General features: G+C 65.2%; 12 protein-coding genes. 3 read left to right on the top strand and 9 right to left on the bottom strand.

The window, feature by feature from the left end:
- Positions 1 to 113 precede the first annotated feature (113 nt).
- Together HZB49_RS13580 and HZB49_RS13575 are read left to right on the top strand one after the other, a co-directional pair.
- The gene (locus HZB49_RS13580) at positions 114 to 1,730 is read left to right on the top strand and encodes a carboxyl transferase domain-containing protein (protein ID WP_291612116.1); all 1,617 of its coding nucleotides are present in this window, start codon (positions 114 to 116) and stop codon (positions 1,728 to 1,730) included.
- A complete protein-coding gene (locus HZB49_RS13575) occupies positions 1,727 to 3,706 on the top strand; it encodes an acetyl-CoA carboxylase biotin carboxylase subunit (protein ID WP_291612113.1) in 1,980 nt (659 codons plus the stop codon). Before HZB49_RS13580 ends, HZB49_RS13575 begins: the two co-directional genes overlap by 4 nt.
- A 159-nt stretch (positions 3,707 to 3,865) precedes the next feature.
- On the opposite strand, the gene HZB49_RS13570 is transcribed toward HZB49_RS13575, so the two are convergent.
- The 9 genes from HZB49_RS13570 to HZB49_RS13530 all read right to left on the bottom strand — a co-directional run bounded on the left by HZB49_RS13570 (position 3,866) and on the right by HZB49_RS13530 (position 15,164).
- A complete protein-coding gene (locus HZB49_RS13570) occupies positions 3,866 to 4,858 on the bottom strand; it encodes a dipeptide ABC transporter ATP-binding protein (protein ID WP_291612111.1) in 993 nt (330 codons plus the stop codon).
- Entirely contained in the window at positions 4,855 to 5,868 is a 1,014-nt protein-coding gene (locus HZB49_RS13565) for an ABC transporter ATP-binding protein (protein ID WP_291612109.1), read from the bottom strand. Before HZB49_RS13565 ends, HZB49_RS13570 begins: the two co-directional genes overlap by 4 nt.
- The gene (locus tag HZB49_RS13560) at positions 5,868 to 6,761 is read right to left on the bottom strand and encodes an ABC transporter permease (protein WP_291612107.1); all 894 of its coding nucleotides are present in this window, start codon (positions 6,759 to 6,761) and stop codon (positions 5,868 to 5,870) included. The genes HZB49_RS13565 and HZB49_RS13560 overlap by 1 nt, the downstream gene beginning before the upstream one ends.
- 64 nt (positions 6,762 to 6,825) lie before the next feature.
- The gene (locus HZB49_RS13555; RefSeq protein ID WP_291612105.1) at positions 6,826 to 7,773 is read right to left on the bottom strand and encodes an ABC transporter permease; all 948 of its coding nucleotides are present in this window, start codon (positions 7,771 to 7,773) and stop codon (positions 6,826 to 6,828) included.
- Positions 7,774 to 7,904: 131 nt separating this feature from the next.
- Entirely contained in the window at positions 7,905 to 9,500 is a 1,596-nt protein-coding gene (locus HZB49_RS13550; protein WP_291612103.1) for an ABC transporter substrate-binding protein, read from the bottom strand.
- 196 nt (positions 9,501 to 9,696) lie between these two features.
- The gene (locus HZB49_RS13545; protein WP_291612101.1) at positions 9,697 to 10,395 is read right to left on the bottom strand and encodes a DUF2270 domain-containing protein; all 699 of its coding nucleotides are present in this window, start codon (positions 10,393 to 10,395) and stop codon (positions 9,697 to 9,699) included.
- Between the two features lie 85 nt (positions 10,396 to 10,480).
- Positions 10,481 to 12,031: an AMP-binding protein gene (locus HZB49_RS13540; RefSeq protein ID WP_291612099.1), complete on the bottom strand. Its 1,551-nt coding sequence runs from the start codon at positions 12,029 to 12,031 to the stop codon at positions 10,481 to 10,483.
- A gap of 71 nt (positions 12,032 to 12,102) precedes the next feature.
- Positions 12,103 to 13,257, bottom strand: a complete 1,155-nt coding sequence (locus tag HZB49_RS13535) for an iron-containing alcohol dehydrogenase (RefSeq protein WP_291612097.1) — start codon at positions 13,255 to 13,257, stop codon at positions 12,103 to 12,105.
- A 128-nt stretch (positions 13,258 to 13,385) separates the two neighbouring features.
- Positions 13,386 to 15,164, bottom strand: a complete 1,779-nt coding sequence (locus HZB49_RS13530) for an acyl-CoA dehydrogenase family protein (RefSeq protein ID WP_291612095.1) — start codon at positions 15,162 to 15,164, stop codon at positions 13,386 to 13,388.
- 157 nt (positions 15,165 to 15,321) lie between these two features.
- On the opposite strand from HZB49_RS13530, the gene HZB49_RS13525 reads away from it, so the two are divergent.
- A complete protein-coding gene (locus tag HZB49_RS13525; RefSeq protein WP_291612093.1) occupies positions 15,322 to 16,515 on the top strand; it encodes an ABC transporter substrate-binding protein in 1,194 nt (397 codons plus the stop codon).
- Positions 16,516 to 16,526: the final 11 nt, after the last annotated feature.

Here is a 16,526-nt window from a genome sequence, read left to right as displayed (position 1 = left end):
CCCCCCGTCATTGCGAGCGAAGCGAAGCAATCCATCGTGCCGCACAAAGGAAGAATGGATTGCTTCGTCGCTTCGCTCCTCGCAATGACGACAGTGCATGAGGGCGCTGAGTAATGGCCATCATCGAGAACACCATCGCCACCGGCAGCGCGGCCTACAAGGCCAACCGCGACGGCATGCTGGCGCTGATCGCGCGCATGCGGGCGCTGGAAGACCGCACCCGCGCTGCCTCTGCCGCCGCCAAGGACCGCTTCCACAAGCGCGGGCAGCTGTTGCCGCGCGAGCGCGTCGCGCTGGTGCTCGATCCCGGCTCGCCGTTCCTGGAGCTGTCGACGCTTGCCGGTTACATGTTCGATGTGCCCAATGCCGAGAAGAGCGTGCCCGGCGGCGGGCTGATCGCCGGCATCGGCTTTGTCGCCGGCATCCGCTGCATGGTGAGCGCCAATGATGCCGGCATCGATGCCGGCGCGCTGCAGCCTTTCGGTCTCGACAAGACGCTCCGGGTGCAGGAAATGGCGCTGGAGAACAAGCTGCCTTATGTGCAGCTGGTCGAAAGCGCCGGCGCCAATCTGCTGCGCTATCGCGTCGAGGATTTCGTCCGCGGCGGCAACATTTTCCGCAATCTCGCACGGCTGTCGGCAGCGGGCCTGCCCGTGGTCACCGTCACGCACGGCTCCTCCACCGCTGGCGGCGCCTACCAGACCGGGCTCTCCGACTACATCGTGATGGTGCGCGGCCGCACCCGCGCGTTCCTCGCCGGTCCGCCGCTGCTGAAGGCCGCCACCGGCGAGATCGCCACCGAAGAAGAGCTCGGCGGCGCCGAAATGCACACCTCGATCTCCGGCCTCGGCGACTATCTTGCCGAGGACGACCGCGACGCGTTGCGTATCGCGCGCGAGATCATGGGCAAGCTCGAATGGGACCGGCCGAAGCTGACCCAGGGCAATTTCCGTCCGCCGCGCTACGATGCGGAAGAGCTGCTCGGCGTCATGCCGATGGATCACAAGCGCCCCGTCGACATGCGCCAGGCGATTGCACGCTTCATCGACGACTCCGACTTCACCGAATTTTCCCCGAACTACGGCCCAGCCACGGTCTGCGGCCACGCCCGTATCGAAGGGCAGGCGATCGGCATCATCACCAATAACGGCCCGCTCGACGTTCCCGGCGCCAACAAGGCCACGCATTTCATCCAGGCCTGCTGCCAGTCGCGCACGCCGCTACTCTACATGAACAATACCACCGGCTACATGGTCGGCCGCGAATACGAGGAAGCCGGCATGATCAAGCACGGCTCCAAGATGATCCAGGCCGTGACCTCGGCGACGGTGCCGCAGATCACCATCTATTGCGGCGCCTCCTTCGGCGCCGGCAACTACGGCATGTGCGGCCGCGGCTTCCATCCGCGCTTCTGCTTCTCCTGGCCCAACGCCAGGACCGCCGTGATGGGCGGCGAGCAGGCGGCGGAAACCATGGCGATCGTCACCGAAGCTGCCGCCGCGCGGCGCGGCAAGCCCGTGCCGAAGGAGCAGCTCGAGGCGATGAAAGCGCAGATCGTCGGCGTGTTCGACGGCCAGATGGACATATTCTCGACGTCGGCGCGCGTGCTGGACGATGGCGTGATCGACCCGCGCGATACCCGCGCCGTCCTCTCCGAAGTGCTGGCGATCTGCCGGGACGGCGATGCCCGCACGCCCCAGCGGATGCAGTTCTCGGTGGCCCGCCCATGAATGCGAAGGCGAGTGCGAAGCGGACGCCGTTCTTCAGGATCCTGATCGCCAATCGCGGCGAGATCGCGTTGCGTATCATCCGCACCGCGAAGCGCCTCGGCTATGGGACGGTTGCGGTCTATTCCGATGTCGATCGCGATGCGCTGCATGTGCGCGAGGCGGACTCTGCCGTGCACATCGGCGAGGCGCTGCCGGCGCAATCTTACTTGCGGATCGATGCGATTATCGCAGCCGCCAGGGCGAGCGGAGCCGGCGCCGTGCACCCCGGTTACGGCTTCCTGGCCGAGAACGAGGATTTTGCGGCCGCCTGCCGCGATGCCGGGCTCGTCTTCATCGGTCCGTCGCCGGAAGCGATCAGGGCGATGGGCAACAAGGCCGGCGCCAAGGAGATCATGCAGAAGGCCGGGGTGCCCTGCGTGCCCGGCTATCAGGGCGCCGACCAGAGCGATTCAGCGATGCTGGCGGAAGCGAAGAATATCGGCTTTCCCGTGATGATCAAGGCGGTGGCCGGCGGCGGCGGCCGCGGCATGCGGCTGGTCGCCGATGCCGGCGCGTTTCCGGACGCGCTGCGCAGCGCACGCTCGGAAGCGCAGGGGGCGTTCGGCGATCCGACCGTCATTCTCGAGCGCGCCATCGTCGATCCCCGCCACATCGAGATCCAGGTATTCGGTGATCGCCATGGCAACGCGATCCACCTCGGAGAGCGCGACTGCTCGGTGCAGCGGCGGCACCAGAAGCTGATCGAGGAAGCGCCGTCGCCGGCGGTGTCGCCGCAACTGCGCGCGCGGATGGGCGAGGTCGCCGTCGCCGCCGTCAAGGCGATCGGCTACGAGGGTGCCGGCACGCTGGAATTCCTGCTCGACAAGGGCGGCGCGTTCTACTTCATGGAAATGAATACGCGCCTGCAGGTCGAGCATCCCGTCACGGAAGCGATCACCGGCCTCGACCTGGTCGAGCTACAGCTTCGCGTCGCAGCCGGCGAGCCGCTTCCCGTGAAACAGGAGGACATCCGCTTCGACGGTCATGCCATCGAGGTGCGGCTGTGCTCGGAAGACGCCGCGCATGATTTCATGCCGCAGTCCGGCAGGATGATGCTGTGGCAGATGCCGGAAGACATTCGCATCGAGCACGCGCTGCAATCCGGATCGGAGATCCCGCCGTTCTACGATTCCATGATCGCCAAGGTCATCGGCCATGGCGCCACGCGCGACGAGGCGCGGGGCAAGTTGATCTGCGGCCTGGAGCAGGTCGAGGCTTATGGCGTCACCACCAACCAGGGGTTCCTGATCTCCTGCCTGCGCCATCCCGCCTTTGCGAAGGGCGAGGCGACGACCGCCTTCATCGGCAGCCATCGCAACGAGTTGCTGGCGCCGTCCGCCGATGAAGCGCGCGAAGCTGCGTTCGCGGCGCTGCTGCTCTATGTCAGCAATCCGCATTCGCCGCCCTGGCGATCCGGGCGTTCGCTGGCCGCGACGTTCCCGCTCGCGACGCGCTTTTCGATCGGCGGCAGGATTCATGAAATCGAGGTCGTGCGCGAGCGCGATGGCTGCTATATCGCGAGCCGCGACGGCGATGCCCATCGCTTCGAGATCGAGGCGCTGGAGGGCGGCAGCATCCGCTTCCGCCATGACGGCGTGATGCAATCGGCAAAATTCCTGCGCCATGACGACAGGCTGTATTTCCTGCACCGCGGCGTCACACTGGCGGTTCACGACCTCACGCTGGCGGTCCCGGAATCGGCGGCCGTCGGCGGCGACGGCAAGGTCCGCGCCACCATGAACGGCCGCGTGGTCGCCGTGCTGGTCAAGCCCGGCGACAAGGTTTCGGTCGGCCAGCCCGTGATGACGCTGGAAGCGATGAAGATGGAGCACGTCCACACGGCCGGCGTCGCGGGCACGGTATCGTCCATCGACGTCGCCGAGGGCGAGCAGGTCACGACAGGGAAGATCGTGGTGGAGATCGAGGCGGCGGCGTAGTTGTCGTCCCGGGCAAGCGAAGCGCAGACCCGGGACCCACAACCACAGGAAGCAGTTTTGCGAATCCTGCGGCCACAGCAAGTTCAAACAACAACGCACTGTGGTTATGGGTCCCGGCGTTCGCCGGGACGACAGCGGTGGTGATACGACGGCGTTGAATTACCCCGGCCGCCCCGTTCCGTCATTCAGCCAGCATGCCACCTGATGCCCGCTGCCGGCCTCGGTCAGCGCGGGGCGCTCCATCTTGCAGCGGTCCATCACATAACGGCAGCGGGTGTGGAAGGCGCAGCCGGAAGGCGGGTTGATCGGGCTCGGCACATCGCCGTCGACCAGCGGCTTCAGCCGCTTCATCTTCGGATTGGCCACCGGCACCGAAGCGAGCAGCGCCTGGGTGTAGGGATGGCGCGGGTTGGCGAACAGCTCGGCCTTGTCTGCGATCTCGACGATGCGCCCGAGATACATCACTGCGACGCGATGGCTGATATGGGCGACCACCGCGAGATCGTGCGCGATGAAGAGATAGGAAAAGCCGTGGCTGCGCTGCAGGTCGATCAAGAGATTGATCACCTGCGCCTGGATCGAGACGTCGAGCGCCGAGACCGGCTCGTCGCAGACGATCAGCTCGGGGCCGAGCGCGAGCGCGCGGGCGATGCAGATGCGCTGGCGCTGGCCGCCGGAGAACTGATGCGGGTAGTTCTTCGTCTGGTCGGGCCGCAGGCCCACCTGCCGGAACAGCTCGGCGACGCGCGCTTCCTTCTCCGCGCCGCTGGCGAGGCCATGCACGCTGAGCGGTTCGCCGACGATGTCGCCGGCGGTCATGCGCGGATTGAGCGAGGCGAACGGGTCCTGGAACACGATCTGCATCGAGCGGCGCACCGGGCGCATGTCGGTCTTGCTCAGTGGCGTGATGTCGGTGCCGTTGAGCTTGATGCTGCCCGAGGTCGGCTCGACCAGCCGCAGCACGGTGCGTGCCACCGTGGATTTGCCGCAGCCGGATTCGCCGACGAGCCCCAGCGTCTCGCCGACGCCGAGCGAGAAACTGACGCCGTCCACCGCATGCACGGTACCGACCTGACGGCGCAGCACGCCGCCGCGCACCGCGTAGTGCTTGACGAGGTCCTTGACCTCGAGGATAGGGCGGGTCTCGCTCATGATGCCTTCGCCAGTTCGGCCGCGCGCCAGCAGGCGGCGCGATGCTGGCCGCCAAAATCCTGCAGCGGCGGGTATTCCTGGCGGCAGCGCTCGATCGCGAGCGGGCAACGCGGCGCAAAGGCGCAGCCCTCGGGCAGGTTGGTCAATGAAGGCACCATGCCGGGGATCTCGGTCAGGCGGACGTCGGTCTTGGCGCCGAGCGAGATCACGGCCGGCATCGAGGCCATCAGGCCGCGGGTATAGGGATGGCGGGGATCGGCGAACAGGTCGTCGACGCTGGCCTCCTCGACCTTCCTGCCCGCATACATCACGATTACCCGCTGCGCGGTTTGCGCAACGACGCCGAGGTCGTGCGTGATCAGGATGAGGCCGGTGCCGAGCTCCTTCTGCAGTTCGACGATCAGCGCCAGGATCTGCGCCTGGATGGTGACGTCGAGCGCGGTGGTCGGCTCGTCCGCGATCAGCAGCGCCGGACGGCAGGCCAGTGCCATCGCGATCATCGCGCGCTGGCGCATGCCGCCGGAAAGCTGGTGCGGATATTCCCGCGCGCGCCGCTCCGGCTCGGGAATGCGCACCAGCCGCAGCATCTCCACCGCGCGGCTCCAGGCTTCCCTGGCGGTCACGTTCTGATGCAGCCGCACCGCCTCGGTGATCTGGTCACCGATGCGCATGACCGGGTTCAGTGACGTCATCGGCTCCTGGAAGATCATCGACATCCGGTTGCCCCGGATGCCGCGCATTGTCTCCTCGTCGAGCCCGAGCAGGTCGGTGCTCTCCAGCGTCACCGAACCGCCGACGATCTTGCCGGGCGGATTGGGCACCAGCCGCATGATCGAGAGCGCGGTGACGCTCTTGCCGCATCCGGATTCGCCGACGATCGCCAGCGTCTCGCCGCGGCGGACATTGAAGGAAACGTCGTCGACCGCCTTGAACAGGCCGGAATTGGTGAAGAACACCGTTTTCAGGTTCTTCACGTCGAGGATCAAATCGTCCGCCTTGGCTCCGCTCATCAGCCGCGCTGCCTCGGGTCGAGGATGTCGCGGAGCGCGTCGCCGAACAGATTGGTGCCGAACACCGCAAGGCTGATCGCCACGCCCGGGAAGATCACCAGCCACGGTGCGGTGCGGACATATTCGGCCGCGGATTCCGACAGCATGCGTCCCCAGGAGGGATAGGGCTCGGGGATGCCGAGGCCGAGGAAGGAGAGGGAGGCCTCCGTGAGGATCGTGGAGCCGAGCTGCGCGGTGGCGAGCACGATCAGCGGCGCCAGCGTGTTGGGCAGCACATGGCGGATGGCGATCCGCGTCTCGCTCATGCCGATCGATTTGGCGGCCTCCACGAACGGCTGCTCGCGCAGCGCCAGCGTGTTGGCGCGAATGACGCGCGATACCGTCGGGATTAGCGGAATGGCGATGGCGATGATCACGTTGTGCAGGGACGGGCCGAGCGCCGCCGTCATCACCAGCGCCAGCACCAGCAGCGGCAGCGATTGCAGGATGTCGGTGACGCGTTGGAACACGAGGTCGACCCAGCCGGACAGGTAGCCGGAGATCAGCCCGACGATGACGCCGAGGGTGGCGCCGAGCGCGGTCGAGCCGATGCCGACCGCCAGCGAAATGCGCGCGCCGTGGACAATGCGGCTCCAGACGTCGCGGCCGAAGGAATCCGTGCCCAGCCAATGCGCCCAGCTGGGAGGCGCGAGGCGATGCGCGGAATCCACCGTCAGCGGGTCGTAGCGCGAGATGAGGTCGGCCGACAGCGCCGTCCACACGAACAGCACCATGATGATGAGGCCGAAGGTGCCGAGCACATAGCGCTGCGCCAGGAAGGCCAGCCGCCGCCAGCCATGGGTGGCATGGGCGCCCGCGCGTCTCAGCTCGCTATCGTAGTTGACGACGGCCACTACGTTCTCTTTGTTTGGAGCATGATCTTGTCGGAAAACCGGTTCCCACTTTTCCGGATCATGCTCAGTCTCCAAACCGAATGCGCGGGTCGATTGCCGCGTAGAGCAGATCGACGACGAAATTCGTGAACACGACCACGCAGGCGATGAACATCACGAGGTTCTGCACGATCGGATAATCGCGCCAACGCAACGCCTCGACCAGGAAGCGCGCGATGCCGGGAATGTTGAACACGGTTTCCGTTACGATCAGGCCGCCGATCAGGAATGCGGCCTCGATGCCGATCACGGTTATCACGGGCAGCACGGCGTTCTTCAGCGCGTGATGGTAGTTGACGGAAGCCTCCGAGGCGCCCTTGGCGCGCGCGGTGCGGATATAGTCCTGGCGCAGGATCTCCAGCATCGAGGAGCGCGTGATGCGCATGGTGAGCGCGGCGCTGCGGAAGCCGACCGCCATGGCCGGCACGGCATAGATGGCGAACGCCTCGGTCCAGGTTTTCGGGTTGGGGTTGAAAATCGGCATCATGCCGAACAGCGAGACCGACGCCATCAGGATCAGCAGGCCGAGCCAGAACGAGGGCAACGACAGGCCGCTCAGGCTGATCACGCGCAGCGTGTAGTCGAGTCTCGTGCCCTGATGCACGGCGCTGATGACGCCGAGCGGAATGCCGATGGAAGCGGAGAACAGCAGCGCGAGGCCAGCAAGCTTCGCGGTGATCGGGATGCGCGGCAGGATCTCCTGCAGCGCCGGCTTCTCAGAGACGTAGGAGTAGCCGAGATCGCCGCGAAGCAGCCCGCTGATCCAGTTGAAATACTGCACCACGATCGGCTGGCTGAGACCGAGCTCCTTCTCGAGATTGGCCTTGTCGGCCGGATCGACGAAGCCAGCCGCGTCGAACAGGATGTCGACTATATTGCCGGGCACCACGCGCAGCAGCACGAAGATGATGACCGAGATCCCGAACAGGGTCACGAGCATCAAAGCGAGGCGTCGCACGATGTAAGCAAACACCCGGCTTCTCCCTCTAGGGCGCGATGACTTCAGTCATCCCGCCCGTCCCGCTTTTCTTGCGCATGACTTTCCCCAACACCGGCTTGCGCCTGTCATGCGCCGGATCGCCGCCACGCTACCCGCAACGCGCCTTACTTGTCCATCCAGATGTCTTCGTAGCGATAGCCGTTGTAGGAGCTGTTGGACATGATCGTGATGTTCTTGACATAGGGCTGCCAGCAGCTGCCGGTGCGGCTGTGGAAAATGATCGGGCGCGCGACGTCTTCCTGCAGTTTCTTGTCGATCTCCCACACGATCTTCTTGCGCTTGGCGACGTCGAATTCCATCGACTGCTGGTCGAACAGCTTCTCGATTTCCTTGTTGCAGTAGCCGGTATAGTTGCGCTCCGAACCGCAGGAATAGTTCTCGTAGAAGGACTGGTCGGGATCGTCGACGGCATTGCCGGTCAGATTGAGACCGAGCGAATAGTCCTTGCGCGCTACTTTCGGGAACCATTGCGCGGTGTCGACCACGTCGAGCTCGGCGTCGATAAAGATGCTCTTGATCTGGTCGATCAGGATGATGGCGGGGTCGCGATAGATCGGGATGTTGCGCGTGGCGATCTTGATGGCGAGGCGCTTGTCCGGGCCATAACCCGCCTTCTGCATCAGCTTGCGCGCTTCATCGCGGTTCTTCTCCACGTCCGGACCGTAGCCTGGAATCTGCTCCAGCATCTCCTTGGGCATCGCCCACAATCCGGCGGGCGCCGGCAGCATGGTGCCGCCGATGTCGGCCTGGCCTTCGAACTGGATCTGGATGAACGCCTTGCGGTCGAGCGCCAGCGCCAGCGCGCGGCGGATGTCGAGATTGTCGAACGGCGGATTGGATGAATTGACGATGATGTTGGTGGAGACGTTGACCGGCTCGACCACACAAACGGCATTCGGCGCCTGCGACTTGACGTCCTTCAGGAGCGGGATCGACACTTCCGTCGGGAATGTCATGTCGAACTTGCCGGAGACGAAGCCGAGGATCGCGGTCGAGCGGTTCGTGATGATGGTGTACTCGATGCCGTCGAGATAGGGCAGCCCCTTCTTCCAGTAATCGGGGTTCTTGGCGATCTTGATCGACTCGTTGGCCTTGAACTCGACGAATTTGAACGGCCCGGTGCCGATCGGCTTGGTGCGCATGTCGGCGGGCGACACGTGGCAGGGATAGACCGGCGTATAGCCGGAGGCGAGCAGCGACAGCAGCGCCGGCTGCGGCCGCTTCAGATTGAAGGATGCCTCATAGTCGCCGTTGGTCGTGACCTCGTTGACCTGGTCGTACCAGGATTTGCGCGGGTTCTGCCGGAACTTCTGCTGCGACTTGCCCATCAGCATGTCGAAGGTGCATTTGACGTCCGCCGAGGTGAACGGCTTGCCATCGTGCCATTTGACGTCGTTGCGCAGCTTGAAGGTCAGGATCTTCTTGTCGGCGCTCCAGGCCCAGCTCTCCGCGAGATCGGGGACGATGGTGTCCTGGCTGTTTTGCGCCTTGTGCTGATCGAACATCACGAGGTTGTTGAACACCGGCATAAAGGGGATGTTGATCGAATAGGTCGCGCCTTCGTGGATCGACGCGCTGCCCGGGCTGTCGCGGTGATAGACGCGCAGGATGCCGCCCGATTTCGGTTCGCCGGCGAATGTGGGATCCGGCAGCGCCAGCATTACCAATGCCGCAACGCCCAGCGCGTGCACGCTTCGCATGTGTCTCTCCCTCGATATTCGGTCTGTTGTCGCCGACTTGCCCGCGACGATAGCATGACGGCAGGGGCGGGCAACCGGCCAAGTCGCTGTCGTTCTTGCTACTTCCGCCTAATGCGGCGCAACATTCCACTGCCGGGAATTCTGCGCCGGAACCGGGGTATCTCACAATGTCGCAAGCCGTTGCGACCCCTGCAGGTCAGCCCATCGCGATCAGGCTCTTCCGATCGCGCCGGTTCGCCTGTTCGACGCGCCACGTCGCGTAGGCGAAGACTACCCAGCTCGAATGAAAGATCACGCCGGCCAGCACCACGAGCGTGCCGGGAACCGGGCCGATCGAGGCCCGCTCCCAGACTTCGGAGAGCGCCGTCATGGGGCCGGGATGGATCGCGAGCTTGCCGTAATAGGCAATTGCCTGGATGGCGAAGATCCAGCCATAGGTGCGGCGCAGCCGCCGGCCGATCGCGCGCGCAAAGCTGATGTGATAGCGCGGATGGCGATAGTCGTTGGCCAGAAGTTCCGTCCAGCTGGCGCTGGGCGCAACGTCCTCTCCCCTGAGCATGGGCGCGTAGAAATCGGTTTCCAGCAGCCGCGCGCGGGCGCGCCAGACGTTGAAATAGCGGTAGCGCCGCGCTTCGAACACCAGGAAGACGGTGACCAGAAGTCCGACCAGGACCATCGGCAGCGGCGAAGCTTCGGCGCTGGCATAGGTGGCCGAGAGCGCGATGCCGGTCGTGACAACCGCCCAGTTGGTCGAAGAGTCGAGGCGCGTGCGCCACACCGTGCTGCGATAGACCTCGCCGCGATAGAGATGGGCGAGCGCGCCGATCTCTGCGGCCGTGAATTCGAGCTTTCTTGCCGGCAGCGGCGTCGGTTCGAGCGGCTGGGCTGTTGGCACGGCGTGCCTCCCGGCGAAGCTGGACGCCGTGCCACTATATCCACGCGCGCCCGCGAGCGCGAGTCCGGCACCGCGTCCGCCGCCCTCAGACGATCCGCGAGGTCTTGTTGCCCCAATAGCGGTCGCGCAGCAGGCGCTTGTAGAGTTTGCCGGTCGGCAGCCGCGGCAGCTCGGCCTCGAAATCGATCGAGCGCGGCACCTTCTGGCGCGACAGCGACTGGCTGCAGAAGGCGATCAGCTCCTGCGCCAATTGCTCGCAAGGCGTGACACCCGGCATCGGCTGCACCACCGCCTTCACTTCTTCTCCCAGATCGGCATTGGGCACGCCGAACACGGCGGCATCGGCGATCTTCGGGTGCGTGATCAGCAGGTTCTCGCATTCCTGCGGATAGATGTTCACGCCGCCGGAGATGATCATGAAGGTTGCGCGATCGGTGAGATAGAGGAAGTTGTCGTCGTCGACGTAACCGACGTCGCCGACCGTGCTCATGCTCTCGTCGGCCGAGCGCGCTTCCTTGGTCTTGGCGGGATCGTTGAAATATTCGAACGGCGTCGCTGTCTTGAACCACACCGTGCCGGGCGTGCCCTTCGGGCACGGCTGCATGTTCTCGTCCAGGATATGCAGGTCGCCGAGCAGCACGCGGCCGACGGTGCCGCGATGCGCCAGCCATTCCTCGCTGTTGCAGGCGGTAAATCCGAGGCCCTCGGTGGCGCCGTAATATTCGTGGATGATCGGGCCCCACCATTTGATCATGTCGTCCTTCACGGCGGCGGGGCAGGGCGCTGCCGCGTGGATCGCGACCTCGAGCGAGGAGAGGTCATAGCGCTTGCGTACCTCTTCCGGCAGCTTCAGCATGCGCGAGAACATGGTGGGCACCAGCTGGGTGTGGGTGATACCCCATTGCTCCACCAGCTGCAGATAGCGCTCCGGATCGAAGCTCTCCATGATGATGGCCGTGCCGCCCATCTTGATGGTGAGGTTGACCGCGGCCTGCGGCGCCGAATGATAGAGCGGGGCCGGCGACAGATAGACCATGCCTTCGCGGTACTGCCAGATCTTCACCAGGAAATCGAACAGCGGCAACTGCTGCGACGCCGGCTGCTCCGGCAGCGGCCGCAGGATGCCTTTCGGCCGGCCGGTGGTGCCGGATGAATAGAGCATCGCCGTGCCGAGATATTCGTCCGCGATCGGCGTCTTCGGCAATCCCGTCGTTGCCGCTTGCAGGCCGACGATGCGCTCGCTCTCGCCCTCGCCATCGGCGACGATGCAGAGCTCGACCCTGGGACATTCCTTGATCGCTTCGCGCGCCACATCGAGTTTCGCCTTCGATGTGATCAGTATCCGCGATTCGCTGTTGGTCAGGATGTAGGCGAGCTCGCCCGGGGTCAGATACGAGTTCACGCAGGTGTAGTAGAGGCCGGAGCGCTCGCCGGCGCCGCAGGCTTCGAGGTAGCGGTTGTTGTTCTCCATGAAGATGGAGTAGTGGTCCAGCCGCTTCAGGCCATGCTTGCGAAACAGATGCGCCAGGCGATTGGAGCGCGCTTCCAGCTCGCGATAGGTCACGGCTTCGCCGGTGGACGCCATGATGAAAGCCGGTTGCAGCGGGCGCAGGTGAACATGCTTGCCGGTGTACATTGTCTCTCCAGTTTCTCCTATTGGAGCATGATCTGATCGAAAAACCGGTTTCCACGTTTCCGGATCATGCCCTATGCGGCCATCAGAAGGATTTCGCGCACCTGCGCCGGCCCGTCGATCTTGCGCGGGTTGCGCGGCACCCAGGGCGTGCGCATCGCCTGCTCGGCGATCGCATCGAAATGTTCGGGGCCGACGCGGACGTCCTGCAGGCTGCGCGGCATGCCAAGCCCGCGGATGAAGGCGTCGAGCACGTCGCCGGCGTCTTTGCCGGATTGTCCCATCGCCTCGGCGACCAGCGCCTGCCGTTCCGCATTGGCGGATTTGTTCCAGCGCATCACGGCGGGCAGCATCACGCAGGAAGTGTAGCCGTGCGGCACGTTGTATCCGCCGCCGAGCACATAGCCGATGCCGTGGCTCGCTCCCATCGGCACGCCGCCCGACAGCGGCGCCATCGAGAGCCAGGTGCCGATCTGGCAGTCCAGCCGCGCCTCGATGTCGTTGCCGTCGGCCTTCACGCGCCGCAAGCCCTGCGTCAGCATCGCCAGTCCCTTCATCGCCTGCGCGTCCGCCCAGGGATGCGCCTCGCGCGCGCAGATGCCCTCCACGCAATGGTCGACGGCGCGAATGCCGGTGGAGAGGAACAGCCATTCCGGCGTGTGCACGGAAAGCCAGGGATCGAGGATGGTGGCGCGAGGGATCGTCAGCCCGTGCCGCAGCATCTGCTTGACGTGGGTGCGCTCGTCGGTGACCCCCGCGATGTGGCTGAACTCGCCGCCCGCGATCGTCGTCGGCACGCTGATCTGCCGCACGGCAGGGGCCCTGATCGGCGGCTCCTCGCCGCCGCGCACCCGGATGCCGTCGATGCCTTCGACGGTCGAGACGTCGTTGGCGAGGCAAAGCTGCACCGCCTTGGCACCGTCGGTGATCGACCCGCCGCCGACGGTCACGATCAGGTCGGCCTTCGCCTCGCGCGCCTGGTTGGCGGCGGCAATCACCGCCGCGCGCGGCGTATGCGCCGGCATCCTGTCGAAAGTGCCGGCCCAGCGCGCGCCCATCGCCTGCCGGATATTGCCGATCTCGGATGTCTCGCGGTTGAGCGTTCCGCTCACCATCAGGAAGGCGCGCCGGGCGCCCAGCCGGTCCAGTTGCTCGACGATCGCTTCCGCGGCATGGCGGCCGAACACCACCTCGTCCATGGCGCCGAATACGACACGGCCCTTGTGCACTCTCGTCCTCCCGGGGACCTTTTGTTGTGCCCAAACTAGCGGAGGAAGTTTGCGGCGTCATGCCCGAAGATCGGCCGGCAGCCCCGGTCATGCCAGCGGCTCAGCGCAAGACGCGGCGGGTCTCCGGCCTAGGCCAACAGCTCGGCAACTTCCGGCAGCAGAACGCTCCGCCCCGACAGCAGCAATTCCGCGGCCTCGCGCTCCCACGCCGCTTCATCCGGCGCCAGGGGATCCTTCGCGCCCAGCCGATGCTCCAGCACCAGCCGTGCATAAAGCGCCCGCCTTGCATCGATGCCCGGCTGTGAGGTTTCCCACGTCATCAATATGGCGCTCGCGACATGATACAGCGCGCTCGCCGCCTTGCGCGCCTGATCTTCCAGCGCGTCCTCGGCGGCAACGCGTCCGGCGAGACGCATCGCGCGGTCGAGCGCTTGCCGCAACCGGTCGCGGAAGGCCGCAGGGATGGCGGTCGCCTCGTCCAGCAGCCGCATCAGCGCCGCCGCGAGCGGCAGATGCGCGCGGCTCTTGCCGACCGCCCGGGTGACGATGTCGAGCGCGTTGATGTTGCTGGTGCCTTCCCAGAGCACGCCGATATGGGCGTCGCGCACCAGCCGCGCATTGACCCATTCCTCGATGTAGCCGTTGCCGCCGCGCACCTCCATCGCGCCGGTCGCCACCGGAATGTTGTCGCGGCAGGCGCGGAATTTCAAAAGCGGCGTCAGGATGCGCAAAATGCTTTCTGCGTCCTTGTCGCCGGCATTGGCGCGGTCCATTGCGTTTGCGGCAAACAGGAACATCGACAGCGCCTGCTCGGCAGGAAGGGCGATCTTCATCAACTGGCGGCGCAGCAGGGGATAGTCGACGATGGTCCGCCCGAACGCTTCCCGCGAGCGCGCGCAGGCCATTGCCTCGTTGATGCAGCGGCGCATCATCGAGGCCGCGCGCACGCCATGCGACAGCCGCGACAGGTTGACCTGCTCCATCATCTGCTTGAGGCCCTGGTCGGCCTGGCCGACCAGCCAGGCGAATGCGCCTTGCAGCAGGATTTCGCCCGATGCCATCGAGCGGGTGCCTAGCTTGTCCTTCAGCCGCACGATCCGGTAGGCGTTGCGGCTGCCGTCCTCCAGCCGCCGCGGCATGGCGAACAGCGCAAGGCCTTTTGTGCCTGCTGGCGCGCCCTCGGGGCGCGCCAGCAGCAGTGCGACGTCGGCGTCGGCATGCGAGCAGAACCACTTGTCGCCATGGAGCCGCCATCCGCCGTTCTCGAAGCGCGCTACGGTCTCGATCGTGCCGACATCGGAGCCGCCGGCGCGCTCGGTCATGAACTGCGTGCCCTTCCACTGCACCGCCGGATCGGACGACAGCATTTTCGGCAGCAGGTAGTCCTTCAACGCGGTATCGCCGAACTTGCGGATGAGGTGGATCGACGTGTCGGTGACGCTGATCGGGCACATCAGGCCGAACTCCGCCTGCACGAACAGATATTGCAGCGCGTATTTCGCGACCGCCGGCAGCGGGCGGTCGATGCCGAGCGCGCCGCCGCAATGGGTCATGGCGTGAAACTGGAAATCGCCGAACGCAATGCGCTCCATCTCGCGGTAGGAGGCGTGATAGTCGATCCAGTCCTCGTCGCGGCCGAAGCGGTCGCGCGGATGCAGCACCGGCTGGTTCTGGTCGGCGATCCGCGCCAGTTCATCCAGCCGGCCGCCGGCGAGCCCTCCGAGCCGGTCGAAATGCGGTTCGAGACGGGAGAAATCGTCCGGCGGGAGATAAAGCGGCAGCAAATCGCGCAGGCCGCGGTCGATGGCGTAGAAATTCTGCCCCGCAGCGTCAGGCGCGATGTGGTCGGCGCCGCGGCGGGTGGCGGCCGTTTCGTCCCGCGATTGCTGCGGCGAGCGCGCATCCATGGACGTTCTCCCTGCGGTATTTTTCGGCTGGAACCTACAACAGAAACGGCCGGGCGTTGGCGCATCTCCAAGTCAAGCGGCAGGTATGCTGCTCTGCAAGACTATTTTACTTGATCCCGGAAATATACTTTGAACGAGAACGTCCAGGGGTAAAAAAATGAGATCGGGATCAATTTCGGCCGCCGTCCTTGCCTGTGGCCTTGCCGTTATCGCACCGGCCGCCGCTCAGGGCGTCAAGATCGGAATCCTCAACGACCAGTCCGGCGTCTATGCCGACTATGGCGGCAAATGGTCCTACGAAGCGGCGCTGCTCGCGGTTGAGGATTTCGGCGGCAGCGTACTCGGCCAGAAGATCGAGGTCATCTCGGCCGACCATCAGAACAAGCCCGATCTCGGCGCCGCCATTGCGCGGCGCTGGTATGACGTCGAGCACGTCGACATGATCACCGAGTTGACGACGTCTTCCGTCGCACTGGCGGTCCACGAGCTGTCGAAGGAAAAGAAGAAGATCGACATTGTCGTGGGTGCCGCAACCTCCCGCCTGACCGGTGATGCCTGCCAGCCCTGGGGCTTTCACTGGGCGTACGACACGCATGGGCTGGCGGTCGGCACCGGCGGGGCACTGGTGGAGGCCGGTGGCGACAGCTGGTTCTTCCTGACCGTCGACTATGCCTTCGGCCATGCGCTGGAAAAGGACACCGCCGAATATGTCAAGGCCAAGGGCGGCAAGGTGCTGGGCTCCGTCCGCACGCCGCTCAATGCGTCGGATTTTTCGTCGTTCCTGCTGCAGGCGCAGAGCTCGAAGGCGAAGATCATCGGGCTCGCCAATGCCGGCCTCGACACCAGCAACTCGATCAAGCAGGCGGCTGAATTCGGCATCGTCAGGAGCGGCCAGAAGCTCGCCGCCTTGCTGATGACGCTGGCCGACGTTCACGGCCTCGGGCTTGACGCCGCGCAAGGCCTGGTGCTGACGGAGGGCTTCTACTGGGACCGCGACCCGAGGAGCCGGGCACTCGGCGAGCGCTTCTTCAAGCGCACCGGCCGGATGCCGAGCATGATCCACGCCGGCACCTATTCGGCGGTGCTGAGCTATCTGAAGGCGGTGAAGGCGGCCGGCACCAAGGATACCGAAGCCGTCGCCAGGAAGCTGAAGGAGCTTCCGGTCGACGACGACTTCGCGCAAGGCAGGGTGCAGGAGAACGGCCGCATGGTGCACGACCTCTATCTGTTCGAGGTCAAGAAGCCCTCGGAATCGAAGAAGCCGTGGGACTATTACAAGCAGCTCGCCGTCGTCCCCGGCGACAAGGCGTTTCCGCCGGCCAGGGACAGCGGCTGTCCGCTGACGAAATAGGCAGTCTCAAA

The organism is Bradyrhizobium sp. (assembly GCF_016219575.1).
Taxonomy (GTDB): domain Bacteria; phylum Pseudomonadota; class Alphaproteobacteria; order Rhizobiales; family Xanthobacteraceae; genus Bradyrhizobium.
Note: the sequence above shows the minus strand (reverse complement) of the source record. Positions and strands in the feature narration are given on the sequence as shown.

Excerpts from the sequence above, each read along its gene's own strand:
- HZB49_RS13580 (WP_291612116.1), top strand. The coding sequence starts at position 114 with ATGGCCATCATCGAGAACACCATCGCCACCGGCAGCGCGGCCTACAAG.
- HZB49_RS13575 (WP_291612113.1), top strand. The coding sequence starts at position 1,727 with ATGAATGCGAAGGCGAGTGCGAAGCGGACGCCGTTCTTCAGGATCCTG.
- HZB49_RS13570 (WP_291612111.1), bottom strand. The coding sequence starts at position 4,858 with ATGAGCGAGACCCGCCCTATCCTCGAGGTCAAGGACCTCGTCAAGCAC.
- HZB49_RS13565 (WP_291612109.1), bottom strand. The coding sequence starts at position 5,868 with ATGAGCGGAGCCAAGGCGGACGATTTGATCCTCGACGTGAAGAACCTG.
- HZB49_RS13550 (WP_291612103.1), bottom strand. The coding sequence starts at position 9,500 with ATGCGAAGCGTGCACGCGCTGGGCGTTGCGGCATTGGTAATGCTGGCG.
- HZB49_RS13540 (WP_291612099.1), bottom strand. The coding sequence starts at position 12,031 with ATGTACACCGGCAAGCATGTTCACCTGCGCCCGCTGCAACCGGCTTTC.
- HZB49_RS13530 (WP_291612095.1), bottom strand. The coding sequence starts at position 15,164 with ATGGATGCGCGCTCGCCGCAGCAATCGCGGGACGAAACGGCCGCCACC.
- HZB49_RS13525 (WP_291612093.1), top strand. The coding sequence starts at position 15,322 with ATGAGATCGGGATCAATTTCGGCCGCCGTCCTTGCCTGTGGCCTTGCC.